Annotated in this window: 9 protein-coding genes, 1 rRNA gene and 1 pseudogene; 8 read left to right on the plus strand and 3 right to left on the minus strand. The window is 54.5% G+C overall.

What is annotated here, in order from left to right:
* Window positions 1-124: 124 nt before the first annotated feature.
* The 5 genes from rrf (at window position 125) to aceK (ending at window position 6,482) form a co-directional block, all read left to right on the plus strand.
* A 5S ribosomal RNA gene (gene rrf / locus E2L00_RS18455) occupies window positions 125-240 on the plus strand.
* 247 nt (window positions 241-487) lie between these two features.
* On the plus strand, window positions 488-1,417 hold the full coding sequence (metA, locus tag E2L00_RS18460; protein WP_167614305.1) for a homoserine O-acetyltransferase MetA: 930 nt from the start codon (window positions 488-490) through the stop codon (window positions 1,415-1,417).
* Between the two features lie 257 nt (window positions 1,418-1,674).
* Complete coding sequence (gene aceB / locus E2L00_RS18465) at window positions 1,675-3,273, plus strand: malate synthase A (RefSeq protein ID WP_167614307.1); 1,599 nt, start codon at window positions 1,675-1,677, stop codon at window positions 3,271-3,273.
* 27 nt (window positions 3,274-3,300) lie between these two features.
* On the plus strand, window positions 3,301-4,611 hold the full coding sequence (gene aceA / locus E2L00_RS18470; RefSeq protein ID WP_167614309.1) for an isocitrate lyase: 1,311 nt from the start codon (window positions 3,301-3,303) through the stop codon (window positions 4,609-4,611).
* 128 nt (window positions 4,612-4,739) lie between these two features.
* Window positions 4,740-6,482 (plus strand): bifunctional isocitrate dehydrogenase kinase/phosphatase, encoded by a 1,743-nt coding sequence (gene aceK / locus E2L00_RS18475; RefSeq protein ID WP_167614520.1) that lies wholly within the window; start codon window positions 4,740-4,742, stop codon window positions 6,480-6,482.
* Here aceK and iclR read toward each other — a convergent pair.
* A complete protein-coding gene (gene iclR / locus E2L00_RS18480; protein WP_167614311.1) occupies window positions 6,479-7,312 on the minus strand; it encodes a glyoxylate bypass operon transcriptional repressor IclR in 834 nt (277 codons plus the stop codon). The genes aceK and iclR overlap by 4 nt on opposite strands.
* Before the next feature lie 184 nt (window positions 7,313-7,496).
* Here iclR and metH point away from each other — a divergent pair, with 184 nt between their 5' ends.
* The 3 genes from metH to E2L00_RS18495 all read left to right on the plus strand — a co-directional run bounded on the left by metH (window position 7,497) and on the right by E2L00_RS18495 (window position 13,548).
* Window positions 7,497-11,180, plus strand: a complete 3,684-nt coding sequence (metH, locus tag E2L00_RS18485) for a methionine synthase (protein ID WP_167614312.1) — start codon at window positions 7,497-7,499, stop codon at window positions 11,178-11,180.
* A 266-nt stretch (window positions 11,181-11,446) separates the two neighbouring features.
* The gene (locus E2L00_RS18490; protein ID WP_167614313.1) at window positions 11,447-13,078 is read left to right on the plus strand and encodes a sodium-dependent inorganic phosphate transporter; all 1,632 of its coding nucleotides are present in this window, start codon (window positions 11,447-11,449) and stop codon (window positions 13,076-13,078) included.
* Window positions 13,079-13,143: 65 nt separating this feature from the next.
* The gene (locus E2L00_RS18495) at window positions 13,144-13,548 is read left to right on the plus strand and encodes a hypothetical protein (protein ID WP_167614314.1); all 405 of its coding nucleotides are present in this window, start codon (window positions 13,144-13,146) and stop codon (window positions 13,546-13,548) included.
* A 47-nt stretch (window positions 13,549-13,595) separates the two neighbouring features.
* Here the strand turns inward: E2L00_RS18495 and E2L00_RS22035 are convergent.
* Together E2L00_RS22035 and sorE are read right to left on the minus strand one after the other, a co-directional pair.
* A pseudogene (locus E2L00_RS22035) lies at window positions 13,596-14,014 on the minus strand (Type 1 glutamine amidotransferase-like domain-containing protein); the annotation flags it as partial.
* A complete protein-coding gene (gene sorE / locus E2L00_RS18510) occupies window positions 14,010-15,236 on the minus strand; it encodes an L-sorbose 1-phosphate reductase (protein WP_167614315.1) in 1,227 nt (408 codons plus the stop codon). The gene sorE and the pseudogene E2L00_RS22035, both read right to left, overlap by 5 nt.
* Between the last annotated feature and the right edge of the window lie 14 nt (window positions 15,237-15,250).

Consider the following 15,250-nt stretch of genomic DNA (forward strand, 5'->3'; position numbering starts at 1 on the left):
TCCGTGAGGCTTAACCTTACAACACCGAAGGTGTTTTGGTGAGAGACGATAATTTAATTTTCAGCTGAATTCCGAGATTAAACATTGATGGTCATGAGAATGACGGTTAATGAAACAGAATATGCCTGGCGGCAACAGCGCGGTGGTCCCACCTGATCCCATGCCGAACTCAGAAGTGAAACGCCGTAGCGCCGATGGTAGTGTGGGGTCTCCCCATGCGAGAGTAGGGAACTGCCAGGCTCCAAATCAGTGACAGGCCCTGCACGCAAGTGCAGGGCCTTTTGCTGTCTGCGATTTACCCAATAGCTTTATTATAAAATTCTTTTAAACCTCCTTTTTTGCCATATATTCCTCTGTCTACAAGCCTCTGCCTTAAGTGAAACATTTTCAACTACCTGATGAATACTCGACATTTAACGAACGTCGCGTTATCTTCAGCTGTCTGGATGTCTAAACGTTTAAACGTATGCTGTGAGGATATAAGGTTATGCCGATTCGGGTGCAGGATGAGTTACCAGCCGTCAATTTCCTGCGTGAAGAAAATGTCTTTGTCATGACATCATCACGCGCAAGCAACCAGGAAATCCGTCCGCTAAAAGTGCTCATACTTAATCTGATGCCGAAAAAGATTGAGACGGAAAACCAGTTTTTGCGCCTGCTTTCTAACTCTCCTCTGCAGGTGGATGTCCAATTGCTGCGTATCGACTGCCGGGAATCCCGCAATACGCCGACCGAACACCTCAATAATTTCTACTGCAATTTTGAAGATATACAGCACGAAAATTTTGATGGTCTGATCGTGACCGGCGCTCCGCTGGGTCTGGTTGAATTTAACGATGTCGCTTACTGGCCGCAGATTGAACAGGTGCTGCACTGGGCGAAAGATCACGTCACCTCAACGCTTTTTGTTTGCTGGGCCGTGCAGGCAGCGCTGAATATTCTCTACGGCATTCCCAAACAGACGCGGCAGGAGAAGCTTTCTGGCGTTTATGAACATCGTCTGACCTACCCACATGCTTTGTTGACCCGTGGCTTTGATGATTCTTTCCTGGCGCCGCACTCCCGCTATGCTGATTTCCCTGCCTCACTGATTCGCGATTACACCGATCTGGAGATTCTGGCCGAGTCAGAAGGAGGCGACGCTTATCTCTTTGGCAGCAAAGACAAACGCATTGCTTTTGTCACCGGTCACCCGGAATACGACGCGCATACGCTTTCCGGCGAGTATTTCCGTGACGTTGAAGCCGGTCTGAATCCTGACGTGCCGTATAACTATTTCCCGGATAACGATCCGCAAAAGAAACCGCGCGCCACATGGCGCAGCCATGGAAATTTACTCTTCACCAACTGGCTGAACTATTACGTTTACCAGATCACGCCATTCGATCTACGACATATGAATCCAACGCTCGATTAAGCGTTTCAGCATGCCATTATCAGTGAAAATCAGGCACCTTCGGGTGCCTTTTTTATTGCCTAAAAATCACTTCCCCTTCTGAATTATTTTTATTCATTTATTTATCAAAGGTATATTTCATTATATTGACAAAAATGGAAATAGTTTTTGATTTTAAAAATTCATGAAGTAGTCTTAATTCTGTTGTATGAAATCTGCACCGCCAAATGGGATCCACTTTTGCGGCATCGACGGGTTAAACGAGGGGGAATGATCCAATGACACAACAGACAGTGAGCGCAGAGCTGGCCTTCAGCCAGCCTTTTGGAGAGCAAGAACAACAGATCCTGACGCCGGATGCGGTAGCGTTTCTCAGCGATCTCGTTACCCGTTTTATACCGCAGCGTAACAGGCTATTGGCGGCCCGCACCGCTCAACAGACAGCGATCGATGCGGGTGAATTGCCTGATTTTATTTCGGAAACCACTTCCATTCGTGAAAGTGAATGGAAGATTCGTGGTATTCCCGACGATTTGCTCGATCGTCGCGTTGAGATAACCGGCCCCGTTGAACGAAAGATGGTGATAAATGCCCTGAATGCTAACGTAAAAGTTTTTATGGCCGATTTCGAAGACTCGCTGGCACCGGGCTGGAACAAAGTCATCAATGGTCAGATCAACCTGCGCGACGCCATCAACGGCACCATCAGCTGGACAAATGAAGCCGGGAAAATCTATCAGTTAAAACCGGACCCCGCGGTCTTAATCTGCCGCGTCCGTGGCCTGCATTTGCCGGAAAAACATGTGACCTGGCGTGATGAACCCATTCCCGGCAGCCTGTTTGATTTCGCCCTCTACTTCTTCCATAACGTGGATGCCCTGCTGGCAAAAGGGAGCGGCCCCTATTTCTACCTGCCAAAAACGCAGTCCTGGCAGGAAGCCACCTGGTGGAGTGAGGTGTTCAGCTTCGCCGAAGATCGTTTCTTCCTGCCTCGCGGCACCATTAAAGCCACGCTGCTGATTGAAACTCTGCCAGCGGTGTTTCAGATGGATGAGATCCTGCACGCGCTGCGCGACCATATTGTTGGCCTGAACTGCGGCCGCTGGGACTACATCTTCAGCTATATCAAAACGCTGAAGAATCATCCGGATCGCGTTCTGCCGGACAGGCAGTCCGTCACCATGGATAAACCATTTCTCAACGCTTATTCGCGCTTGCTGATCAAAACCTGCCATCGCCGCGGCGCGTTCGCGATGGGCGGCATGGCGGCGTTTATCCCGAGCAAAGATAGCGAACGTAACGACTGGGTGCTCAATAAGGTTAAAGCAGACAAGCAGATGGAGGCGAACAACGGCCACGACGGAACCTGGATTGCGCATCCGGGACTGGCCGACGCGGTAATGGACATCTTTGATAAAGCCTTAGATGACAGACGCAACCAGCTTTCCGTTATGCGTGAAGAGGATGCGCCGGTTACCGCTGCGCAGTTGCTTGAGCCATGTCCGGGCGAGCGCACCGAAGAGGGCATGCGCGCCAATATCCGTGTGGCGGTGCAGTACATCGAGGCGTGGATTTCTGGCAACGGTTGCGTGCCGATTTACGGTCTGATGGAGGACGCTGCGACGGCGGAAATCTCCCGTACCTCTATCTGGCAGTGGATACACCATGAAAAATCGCTGAGCAACGGCCAGACGGTCACCAAAGCGCTGTTCCGCCAGATGCTCGCCGAAGAAATGCTCGTCATTCAGGAAGAGCTTGGCGATCGCCGTTTCAGTCAGGGGCGCTTCGACGAAGCCGCACGCCTGACGGAGCAAATCACCACCTCTGAGACGCTTATCGACTTCCTGACGCTGCCGGGCTACCGCCTGCTTGCCTGAATCCAACTGATAAAAGGAGCCTCTGCCATGAAAAATACTTCCCGTAGCCAACAGATCGAACAATTACAACAGGACTGGACTCAACCGCGCTGGAAAGGCATCAAACGTCCTTATACCGCTGAAGAAGTCGTGAAGCTGCGTGGCTCGGTAAATCCGGAATGCACGCTGGCGCAAAACGGTGCGGCAAGAATGTGGCGTTTGCTGCATGGCGAATCTAAAAAAGGCTATATCAATAGCCTCGGTGCGCTGACCGGCGGGCAGGCGTTACAGCAGGCTAAAGCGGGTATTGAGGCTATCTATCTTTCCGGCTGGCAGGTCGCGGCGGATGCGAATCTGGCCGCCAGCATGTATCCGGATCAATCGCTCTACCCGGCGAATTCTGTGCCTGCCGTGGTCGATCGGATCAACAATACTTTCCGGCGTGCGGATCAGATCCAGTGGGCGGCAAATATTGAGCCGGGCGATCCGCGTTACGTTGATTATTTCCTGCCGATTGTCGCCGATGCAGAAGCCGGTTTTGGCGGCGTGCTGAATGCATTTGAGCTGATGAAATCTATGATTCAGGCGGGAGCGGCGGCAGTGCACTTTGAAGACCAGCTCGCGTCCGTGAAGAAGTGCGGCCATATGGGCGGCAAAGTGCTGGTGCCCACTCAGGAAGCGATTCAAAAGCTGGTTGCTGCGCGCCTGGCGGCGGATGTCATGGGCGTACCAACTTTGCTGATTGCACGCACCGACGCAGATGCTGCGGATTTGATTACCTCTGATTGCGACGAGTATGACCGCGAATTTATTACCGGCGAGCGTACGCAGGAGGGATTCTACCGCACTCGCGCAGGTATCGAGCAGGCTATCAGCCGGGGGCTTGCCTACGCGCCTTATGCTGACCTGGTGTGGTGTGAAACCTCGAAGCCAGACCTCGATCAGGCACGCCGTTTCGCTGAGGCGATTCACGCCCGTTTCCCAGGCAAGCTGCTGGCCTATAACTGCTCTCCGTCTTTCAACTGGAAGAAAAATCTCGACGACAAAACCATTGCGTCGTTCCAGGAAGAGTTATCCGCGATGGGCTACAAATATCAGTTCATCACGCTCGCGGGCATCCACAGCATGTGGTTCAACATGTTCGACCTTGCTCATTCCTACGCGCAGGGCGAAGGCATGAAACATTATGTGGAAAAAGTGCAGCAGCCGGAATTTGTCGCGGCGGCGGAAGGCTATACCTTCGTATCCCATCAGCAGGAAGTGGGTACCGGGTATTTTGACCGCGTGACGACAATTATTCAGGGCGGCGCTTCTTCGGTGACCGCGCTGACGGGATCGACGGAAGAAGAACAGTTCTGATTTTTCCCCTCGCCCTAATCCTCTCCCTAAAAGGGAGAGGGAAGTATTCGGTATTCGGGGAAAACCGCGTTGCATTCTCCCTCCTGGGTAGAGGGCCGGAGCGAGGGGAAACAATCATGAAGAAGCCTATGACGCGCGGTCTGGAACTGTTAATCGCACATACCATACTGCAAGGCTTTGACGCGCAGTATGGCCGTTTTCTGGAGATAACCGCAGGCGCCCAGCAGCGCTTTGAGCAGGCCGACTGGCACGCCGTGCAGCAGGCGATGAAAAGCCGTATTCATCTCTACGATCATCACGTTGGCCTGGTGGTAGAGCAGCTTCGTTGCATTACTGGCGGCGAGCATACTGACGCAGACTTCTTACTGCGCGTGAAGGAGCAGTACACCAGTTTATTGCCGGATTACCCTCGCTTTGAAATTGCAGAGAGTTTTTTTAACTCCGTCTACTGCCGGTTATTTGATCACCGCTCGCTGACTCCCGAGCGGCTTTTTATCTTCAGCTCGCAGGCGGAAGGGCGATTGCGCACCATTTCGCGTCCTTTATCTAAATTATTTTCCCCCGCTCAGGGCTGGCAGCCGCTGCTGGTCGCCATGCTGAGTGACCTGCCGCTACGCTTGCCGTGGCAGAATTTAACGCGCGATGCTGGCTACATTGTCGCTCATCTCAACGAAACTTTCGGTGTTGATGCGTTATGTCACGCGAATCTGGAAGTGGCTAACGAACTCTTCTATCGCAACAAAGCGGCCTGGCTGGTGGGTAAACTTACCTTGCCGACCGGGAAAGTCCCGTTTTTACTGCCGATTCATCGTACCGATGACGGACAGCTTGTTGTCGATACCTGCCTGATCAGCACCGCTGAGGCGAGCATTGTCTTTGGCTTCACCCGCTCGTATTTCATGGTTTATGCGCCGCTCCCGGCCGCCCTTGTGGAATGGCTACGCGAACTGCTGCCGGGCAAAACTACCGCCGAGCTTTATATGGCGATTGGCTGTCAGAAGCACGGGAAAACGGAAAGTTACCGCGAATATCTGACTTATATCGCCGCTACCGATGAACAGTTTATCGAAGCGCCGGGCATACGGGGCATGGTAATGCTGGTGTTTACGCTGCCCGGCTTCGACAGAGTCTTCAAAATCATCAAAGATAAATTTGCGCCGCAAAAAGAAGTGAGCGCTGAGCGAGTCCGTGCCTGCTATCAGCTGGTCAAAGAGCACGACCGCGTCGGGCGTATGGCGGACACGCAGGAGTTTGAAAACTTCGTGCTGGATAAAAGCCAGATAAGCGCGCCGCTGCTGGCGTTGTTATATCAAGAAGTGCCGGAGAAACTCACGGATCTCGGCGGCCGCATTGTTATCAGCCATCTCTATATCGAGCGCAGGATGGTGCCGCTGAACCTGTGGCTGGAAAGCGCGGAAGGTCAGCAGCTACGCGATGCCGTGGAAGAATATGGCAACGCCATTCGCCAGCTTGCGGCGGCGAATATTTTTCCGGGCGACATGCTGTTTAAAAACTTTGGCGTGACGCGCCACGGGCGGGTGGTTTTCTATGATTACGATGAAATTTGCTATATGACCGAAGTGAACTTCCGCGACATTCCTCCGCCACGTTTTCCGGAAGATGAAATGTCTGCCGAACCCTGGTACAGCGTGTCGCCGGGCGATGTATTTCCGGAAGAGTTTCGCCACTATCTTTGTGCCGATCCGCGTATTCGTCCGCTGTTCGACGAAATGCACGGCGAGCTGTTTCGGGCTGATTTCTGGCGCGCATTGCAGAAACGTATTCGCAATGGTCACGTAGAGGATGTTTATGCTTACCGCAGACGCCAGCGCTTCAGCCAGCGTTATGCGGATGTAAAGCAGGCGGGTTAGCGCCCGCCGCCGTATGCCTGAGTAATCTCTTTCGCCGCTTTAATCACCAGTGCGCCAAGTTCGGTTACGCGGTCATCGGTGATGCGTGAAATCGGCCCGGAAATAGAGATAGCGGCAAACGCCTCATGATGTTCATCATAGATACAGGCCGCCACGCAGCGCAGCCCCAGAGCGTGCTCTTCATCATCGAAGGAATAGCCACGCTTGCGGGTGTGGGCTAAATCTTCTTTCAGGTGCAGCGGAGAGGTGAGCGTTGCGGGCGTGTAGCTATGCAGCCCTTTGCGGTGCAGCAGCGTTGCTACCCGATCGTCGCTCAGGTTTGCCAGAAAGGCCTTACCCGCCCCGGAAGCGTGCATGGGTAGCTTGCCGCCGATCGGGGCGGACATGCGCATTAGCTGGGTACATTGCACCTGGTCGATAATAATCGCCTGATGATCGCTTTGGTCCAGCACCGCCAGATTCACCGTTTCGCCGGAATCTTCCATTAACGTACGCAGCATCGGGTGGACGATAGCCAGCAGGTTGCGGCTTTGCAGGAAGCTGCTGCCCACGACAAACGCGTGCGCGCCGATAGTCCAGTGGCCGAGATCGCCAATCTGGCGCACAAAACCGAGCTGCTGCATGGTAGTCAGCAGGCGGTGGGTGGTGGAGTTGGGTAAGCCGGCCTGCTGTGCAAGCTCGGTAAGCGCCACGCTACCGTGAGATTCGGCAATCCATTCAAGCAGCTTCAGGCCACGCGTCAGCGACTGGACCTGCCCGGTAGGCTGGGGAGCTACCGCTGCGGCAGCGCGAGGTTTTTTGCCACGTTTGGCTGGAACAACTGCGACCATACCTGACTCCTTTTTCATATCGTGGAAATCATTTTCGTTTTATTTGACGATAATGCAACCGGCTTCAGACTCATCGGATCAGTCAGGTGAACATGTCTCATGTTCCATAGCTTTTCCCCCGTCGCAACTTATGCCAGTATGGCTTTTATGCAGTTTTAACACGTTTTATCCCCGGGAGCCTGAGTTGAGCAACAAAGTAGAGCAATTGCAGCAGCAGTTAAACGAACGCATTCTGGTGCTGGATGGCGGTATGGGCACCATGATCCAGAGTTACCGTCTTGAAGAGAGCGATTTTCGAGGGGTTCGCTTTGCAGACTGGCCGTGTGACCTGAAAGGAAATAACGACCTGCTGGTGCTAAGCAAACCGGAAATTATTGCCGCAATTCATTATGCCTACTTTGAAGCGGGTGCCGACATCGTCGAAACCAACACCTTCAACTCCACGACCATCGCGATGGCGGATTACCAGATGGAATCCCTGTCGGCGGAAATCAACCTTGAAGCGGCGAAGCTGGCGCGAGCCTGCGCCGATGAATGGACCGCACGCACGCCAGAAAAACCGCGTTACGTTGCCGGAGTGCTGGGCCCAACCAACCGCACGGCTTCTATTTCGCCGGACGTTAACGATCCCGCTTTCCGTAACGTGACCTTTGATAGTCTCGTCGAGGCCTACCGCGAATCAACCCACGCGCTGGTGGAAGGCGGCGTAGACCTGATCATGATTGAAACGGTGTTCGACACGTTAAACGCCAAAGCGGCTATTTTTGCTGTAAAAGCCGAGTTTGAAGCGCTGGGCGTAGATTTACCGATCATGATTTCCGGCACTATTACCGATGCATCGGGCCGTACGCTATCCGGGCAAACAACGGAAGCCTTCTACAACTCCTTACGCCATGCCGATGCGCTGACCTTCGGCCTGAACTGCGCCCTGGGGCCGGACGAACTGCGCCAGTACGTTGCCGAGCTATCACGCATTGCCGAATGCTACGTTACCGCGCACCCGAACGCCGGGCTTCCGAACGCCTTTGGCGAGTACGATCTGGATGCGGATACCATGGCGCAGCAGATTGGCGAGTGGGCGCATGCGGGCTTCCTGAATATCGTTGGCGGCTGTTGCGGCACTACGCCGGAACATATCGCCGCGATGAGTAAAGCGGTGGAAGGGGTTGCGCCTCGTAAGCTGCCGGAGCTGCCGGTTGCCTGCCGTCTTGCAGGGCTTGAACCGCTGAATATCGGCGCGGAAAGCCTGTTTGTGAACGTGGGCGAACGTACCAACGTTACCGGTTCTGCCAAATTTAAGCGGTTGATTAAAGAAGAAAAATACAGTGAAGCGCTGGAAGTAGCACTTCAGCAGGTCGAGAGCGGCGCGCAAATCATCGACATTAATATGGATGAAGGGATGCTCGACGCCGAAGCGGCAATGGTGCGTTTTCTCAACCTGATTGCCGGTGAGCCGGATATCGCCCGCGTACCTATTATGATCGACTCCTCAAAGTGGGAAGTTATCGAAAAAGGGCTGAAGTGCATCCAGGGCAAAGGCATCGTTAACTCCATCTCCATGAAAGAGGGCGTTGAGGCGTTTATTCACCACGCCAGGCTGGTACGCCGCTACGGCGCCGCGATGGTGGTTATGGCCTTTGACGAACAGGGCCAGGCGGATACGCGGGAGCGCAAAATTGAAATTTGCCGCCGCGCCTACAAAATTCTCACCGAAGAGGTTGGTTTCCCACCGGAAGATATTATTTTCGACCCGAATATCTTTGCGGTGGCGACGGGTATTGATGAACATAACAACTATGCGCAGGACTTTATCGGCGCATGCGAAGACATCAAACGCGAGCTGCCGCATGCGATGATCTCCGGCGGCGTATCGAACGTGTCGTTCTCGTTCCGCGGTAACGACCCGGTGCGCGAAGCTATACATGCCGTGTTCCTTTATTACGCTATCCGCAACGGTATGGACATGGGGATCGTCAATGCCGGACAACTGGCGATTTACGACGATCTTTCCGATGAATTACGCGATGCGGTAGAAGACGTCATTCTGAACCGCCGCGACGATAGCACCGAACGGCTGCTCGAGCTGGCAGAGAAGTATCGCAGCAGCAAAGGCGATGATGCCGCCGCGGCCCAGCAGGCGGAATGGCGTAGCTGGGATGTGAACAAGCGTCTTGAATACTCGCTGGTAAAAGGTATCACCGAGTTTATTGAATTCGATACCGAAGAAGCCCGTCAGCAGGCGGAACGCCCGATCCAGGTTATCGAAGGTCCGCTGATGGACGGCATGAACGTGGTCGGTGACCTGTTCGGCGAAGGGAAAATGTTCCTGCCGCAGGTTGTAAAGTCTGCCCGCGTAATGAAACAGGCGGTGGCTTACCTGGAGCCGTATATCGAGGCCAGCAAAGAGAAAGGCGCTACCAACGGTAAAATCGTACTCGCCACGGTGAAAGGCGATGTACACGACATCGGTAAAAACATCGTCGGCGTGGTGCTGCAATGTAATAACTACGAAATTGTCGATCTCGGCGTCATGGTGCCGGGCGAGAAAATTTTGAAAACGGCTCGTGAAATCGGCGCCGATATTATTGGCCTGTCCGGGCTTATCACCCCGTCGCTGGACGAAATGGTTAACGTCGCCAAAGAGATGGAGCGGCAGGGCTTTACGCTGCCGCTGCTGATTGGCGGCGCGACGACATCTAAAGCGCATACGGCGGTTAAAATCGAGCAGAACTACAGTGGCCCAACGGTTTATGTGCAGAACGCTTCGCGTACCGTAGGCGTGGTTTCCTCACTGCTTTCCGCAACGCAGCATGATGATTTTGTTGCCCGTACCCGCAAAGAGTATGTAACCGTGCGTGCCCAGCACGCCCGTAAAAAACCGCGCACGCCACCCGTCACGCTTCAGGCAGCACGTGAAAACGATCTGGCTTTCGACTGGGCGAACTATACGCCTCCGGTCGCGCATCGTCCGGGCGTGCAGGAAGTTACCGCCAGCATCGAAACGCTGCGTAACTATATTGACTGGACGCCATTCTTTATGACCTGGTCGCTGGCCGGAAAATATCCGCGCATCCTTGAAGACGAGGTGGTGGGCGAGGAAGCACAGCGCTTGTTTAAAGACGCCAACGATCTGCTCGATAAACTGCAAGCGGAAAAGTCCCTCAACCCACGCGGCGTGGTTGGCCTGTTCCCGGCAAACCGCGTGGACGACGATATCGAAATCTATCGCGATGCATCTCGCACCCAGGTGCTGACCGTGGCTCACCACCTGCGCCAGCAAACGGAAAAGGTCGGTTTTGCGAACTACTGTCTGGCGGATTTTGTTGCGCCAAAACACAGTGGCAAAGAGGACTATATCGGGGCGTTTGCGGTTACCGGCGGCCTGGAAGAAGACGCGTTGGCTGAGGCTTTCGAAGCGCAGCACGATGATTACAATAAAATCATGGTGAAAGCCATCGCCGACCGTCTGGCGGAGGCCTTTGCAGAATATCTGCATGAGCGAGTACGTAAGGTTTACTGGGGCTATGCGCCAACGGAAAACCTGAGCAACGAAGAGCTGATCCGCGAGAACTATCAGGGGATTCGCCCGGCGCCGGGTTATCCGGCCTGCCCGGAACACACCGAAAAAGCGACTATCTGGGAGCTGCTGGATGTCGAGAACGTTATCGGCATGAAGCTGACCGAATCCTACGCCATGTGGCCTGGCGCGTCGGTTTCCGGCTGGTACTTCAGCCATCCGGACAGCAAATACTACGCGGTGGCGCAAATCCAGCGCGATCAGGTTGAGGATTATGCCCGCCGTAAAGGAATGTCCGTCAGCGAGGTGGAGCGCTGGTTATCGTCGAATCTGGGCTACGACGCGGACTAAAGTAAAGCTTTGCCCCTCAACCTAACCCTCTCCCCAAAGGGGCGAGGGGACAAAGAAGCGAGAAGGTTGTTTGTTTGGCACGCCTCCTCGGGCGAAAGCGAATTATCTTTCCTCTCTCCCTCAGGGAGAGGGCCGGATTGATGGGATTGCCATCTCATTTACTCTTTCGCCCATCCCCGCTTACGCCCGCGCCGTTCATTTACCTCCAGACGAGATATACTCAGCAGAGAGGGAATTTCTAACTAACACAAAACACAGGAGAAAGTGTGCTCACTCTACTGCATTTACTTTCTGCGGTGGCGCTACTGGTATGGGGCACGCACATTGTGCGTACCGGCATCATGCGCGTTTACGGCGCTAATCTCCGTAGCGTACTCAGCCGCAGCGTCGAAAAGAAACCGCTCGCCTTCTGTGCGGGCATTGGCGTAACCGCGCTCGTTCAGAGCAGCAATGCGACCACCATGCTGGTCACCTCTTTTGTGGCCCAGGACCTGGTGGCGCTTACGCCTGCGCTGGTGATCGTGCTGGGAGCCGATGTCGGTACAGCGTTGATGGCACGTGTTCTGACGTTCGATCTTTCCTGGCTGTCGCCGCTGCTGATTTTCATTGGGGTGATTTTCTTCCTCAGCCGCAAGCAAACGCGCGCGGGGCAGCTTGGCCGCGTCGGCATCGGTTTAGGGCTGATATTGCAGGCGCTGGAGCTGATTGTTGCCGCGGTCACGCCGATAACCCAGGCCTCAGGTGTGCAGGTTATCTTCGCATCGTTGACCGGCGATATCATGCTTGATGCGCTAATTGGCGCCATGTTCGCCATTATCAGTTATTCAAGCCTTGCCGCCGTACTGCTTACCGCCACGCTCACCGCAACCGGCGTCATTTCGTTCGATGTGGCGCTGTGTCTGGTGATTGGCGCCAACCTTGGCTCCGGTTTGCTGGCGATGATTAATAACAGCGCCGCCAACGCGGCCGCGCGGCGGGTTGCCCTCGGCAGCCTGCTGTTTAAGCTGGTGGGTAGCATAATCGTGCTGCCATTTGTACGTATTCTTGCCAGCCTTATGCATAATTTACCGCTGCCTGAATCCGAGCTGGTTATCTATTTTCACGTCTTCTACAACCTCATCCGCTGTCTGGCGATGGTGCCCTTTGCCGAGGCGATGGCGCGGTTCTGCCGTCGGGTAATCAGTGAAGCACCCGAGCTGGATGCGCGCATGAAGCCGAAACACCTCGACCCGACGGCCATCGATACGCCCGCCTTAGGTTTGTCGAACGCCGCCCGGGAAACGCTGCGCATGGGCGATTTGCTGGAACAGATGCTGGAAACCTGGAGCAAAGTCATGCACGGCGAGCCGCGGCAGGAGAAGGAGCTGCGCAAGCTTGCCGATGACGTGGACGTGCTCTACACCGCCATCAAACTCTATATGGCGCAAATGCAGAAAGAAGATCTGGCGGAAATTGAATCCCGCCGCTGGGCGGAGATTATCGAGATGTCGCTTAATCTCGAACAGGCGGCGGATATCCTTGAGCGAATGGGCAGTGAAGTGGCGGACAAATCTCTTGCCACCCGTCGGGCGTTTTCACCGGATGGTCTGCACGAGCTCGATAGCCTTCTGCAGCAGCTAACAAGCAACCTGAAGCTCAGCCTGTCGGTATTTTTCTCTGCGGACGTCAACAGCGCGCGTCGCCTGCGCCGTAACAAACATCGTTTTCGCATTATGAATCGCCGCTTTTCTCACGCGCACGTTGATCGTCTGCATCAGCAAAACGTGCAGAGTATCGAAACCAGTTCGCTACACCTGGGCCTGTTGGGGGATATGAAGCGTCTGAACTCCCTGTTCTGCGCCGTGGCTTATGGCGTGCTGGAGCAGCCGGATGATGATGACGGAAGGGATGAATATTAATTTTCCAGCATCTGGCCGTCTGGTTATAATCTGGTCTGTTAATCGATTAAAACAAAAGGAATTTAATGATGAAGTTGAAACAGCTGCTGGCTGCGGCTATTTGTATTTTTGCTCTGGCGGGATGTTCTGCGCTCGAAAGGACAGAGCCAGTCAGGACGCCACAGACCATTATCACCGCCCATGTGACGACCGAGCAGGTTAAGCAGGCGATCATCAATGCAGGCCAGGGACGTGACTGGATAATGTCCGTGGCAGGGCCTGGCGTCATTAATGCGACACAAAACGTGCGTAAACATAGCGTAACCATTCGCATTAACTACAGTGAGAAAGAATACACTATCCACTATGTCAGCAGCGTTAATCTGTTGGCATCGGATGGCGAAATTCACCGCGCGTATAATCACTGGGTGAATAATCTTGATAAAGATATTCAGAAAAAATTAGCCGTTCTCGCAGCATCCCCACAGTAACCTCTTGCCTGCCGGGCGATAAATTTTTCGTTTGTCGCCCGTGTTCTTCAGCCCATCCCTACAACGATAATTCCAGTATATGAACCGTCCCGGCAGGCGTACCTCTGCGTCACCTGAATCCAGTTGCCTTCTGGCAAACCGATAATCGTCAGCTCTGGAGCCACTACCAGTTGTTCGCGAATACCCGGTTCCCGGGTTTCGCCCTGGTGCCCTTCTGGTAGCGCGTTGGGAAAGCGCGGGTTGATCTGCAACGGGAACAGGCCCAGCGCATCAAATCCTTGCGGGTCGACAATCGGCCTATCGCCGCGGCCCTGGATCATCACTCTGGCGGCGCTATCCAGCCGGTGGCTGTCGATTAGGCTCTTCACCGCGATATAGTTGGCGTTGAGGCCGGCCAGCCTGCCGTCGTCGTTGAGATGGTATTGACCGAGTCAATCATCCGGGCCGAAGGATCAATGGCGTCAAGAAGCAATGTCCGGGGCATGGGCCAGCAGATAGCGTTCCGCTTCCGCGGACCAAATCCCATGGTAGCGCTCCACGATCGCCGCCAGTTCCGGGTCGGCAATCTTGCCAAGGGGCGTCAGAGACAGAGATTTCCCGGTATATACCAGCTTCTTACCTCCGCCGACCGCCGGTAAATCGAGGGTCGTTTCACCCGCCGCATTGAGCCCAAGGATATGGGTGACGACTTTCGCCGTCTGGACTTTTTTCGCCTGCATCAGCGCCACGGCGGCGCGCATATCATCGGTATTGCCGCCGGAGGTGCCCACATAATGGGTAAAGGCGTAGTGAACATCGTAAAAGTTTATCGGGGCGCTGAACTGCTTATCCTGCGGGCCGGCAAAGAAGTTCAGACAACCGTCGGGGGCCAGCAGCGAAGAGGCCATGGTAATCAGCTCCTCTTTCGGTACGAAGACGAAAATATCGTCAAACCCTTGGTCGCCGCTCAGAGCCATCAGCGTCTCGCGTCCGGCATCGTGCCCGTCCAGGTAGTGAATAATCGTCTGCGGTTCTGACTGATAATGCTGGCGGGCATAGCTCAGCTTCGATTTGTTGGTATCGGTCACCACCAGCAGGGAAGGATTAACCGGCCCATGCAGCGCGTAGTCGATAGCCAGCAGCCCCATGGGGCCGGTTCCGCCGAGGATCAGCGTGCGGCCCTGCGGCCGAATGCCCATGGTGTGGTTGTAGGTGCCTTCCTGTAGGTGGTAGTTGGCATTGAAGGCGCCAATGACGCAGGAAAGCGGCTCAACCAGCGAACCCTCAAACCAGGTTTCGCCCTCCCAGCACAGCAGACAGTCTTGCTCCATGACCTCATTGGGGATCACCACGTGGGTGGCTTCGCCGCCGATCCATGGGAAAGAGTAGCCTGGGCAATCGGGGCGATCCGGCAGCTGCAGGTTAGCCTGGATGACGTAGCGCTGTCCGGCATGAAATTTATGCTGCCATTTTTTACCGACCGCGAGGATTTCGCCGCAGAATTCATGGCCGATGACGATCGGATTGATCGCCACATCGTCCGGCACCTTCTTATGCTTTTCACCCTGGTTGGCCTCTTTCCACGAAGAGAGGCACAGGCTGTCGGTCACCACGCGGGCGAGGATCTCATCATCCTGCATTGCCGGTAGTTCGAAGGTTTCCAGGCGCAGGTCGCGTTTACCGTAAAGTCGTAAAGCCGTTGTTTTCATGTTTACCACCTCAT

It is taken from the genome of Cedecea colo, assembly GCF_011808225.1.
Classification (GTDB): domain Bacteria; phylum Pseudomonadota; class Gammaproteobacteria; order Enterobacterales; family Enterobacteriaceae; genus Dryocola; species Dryocola colo.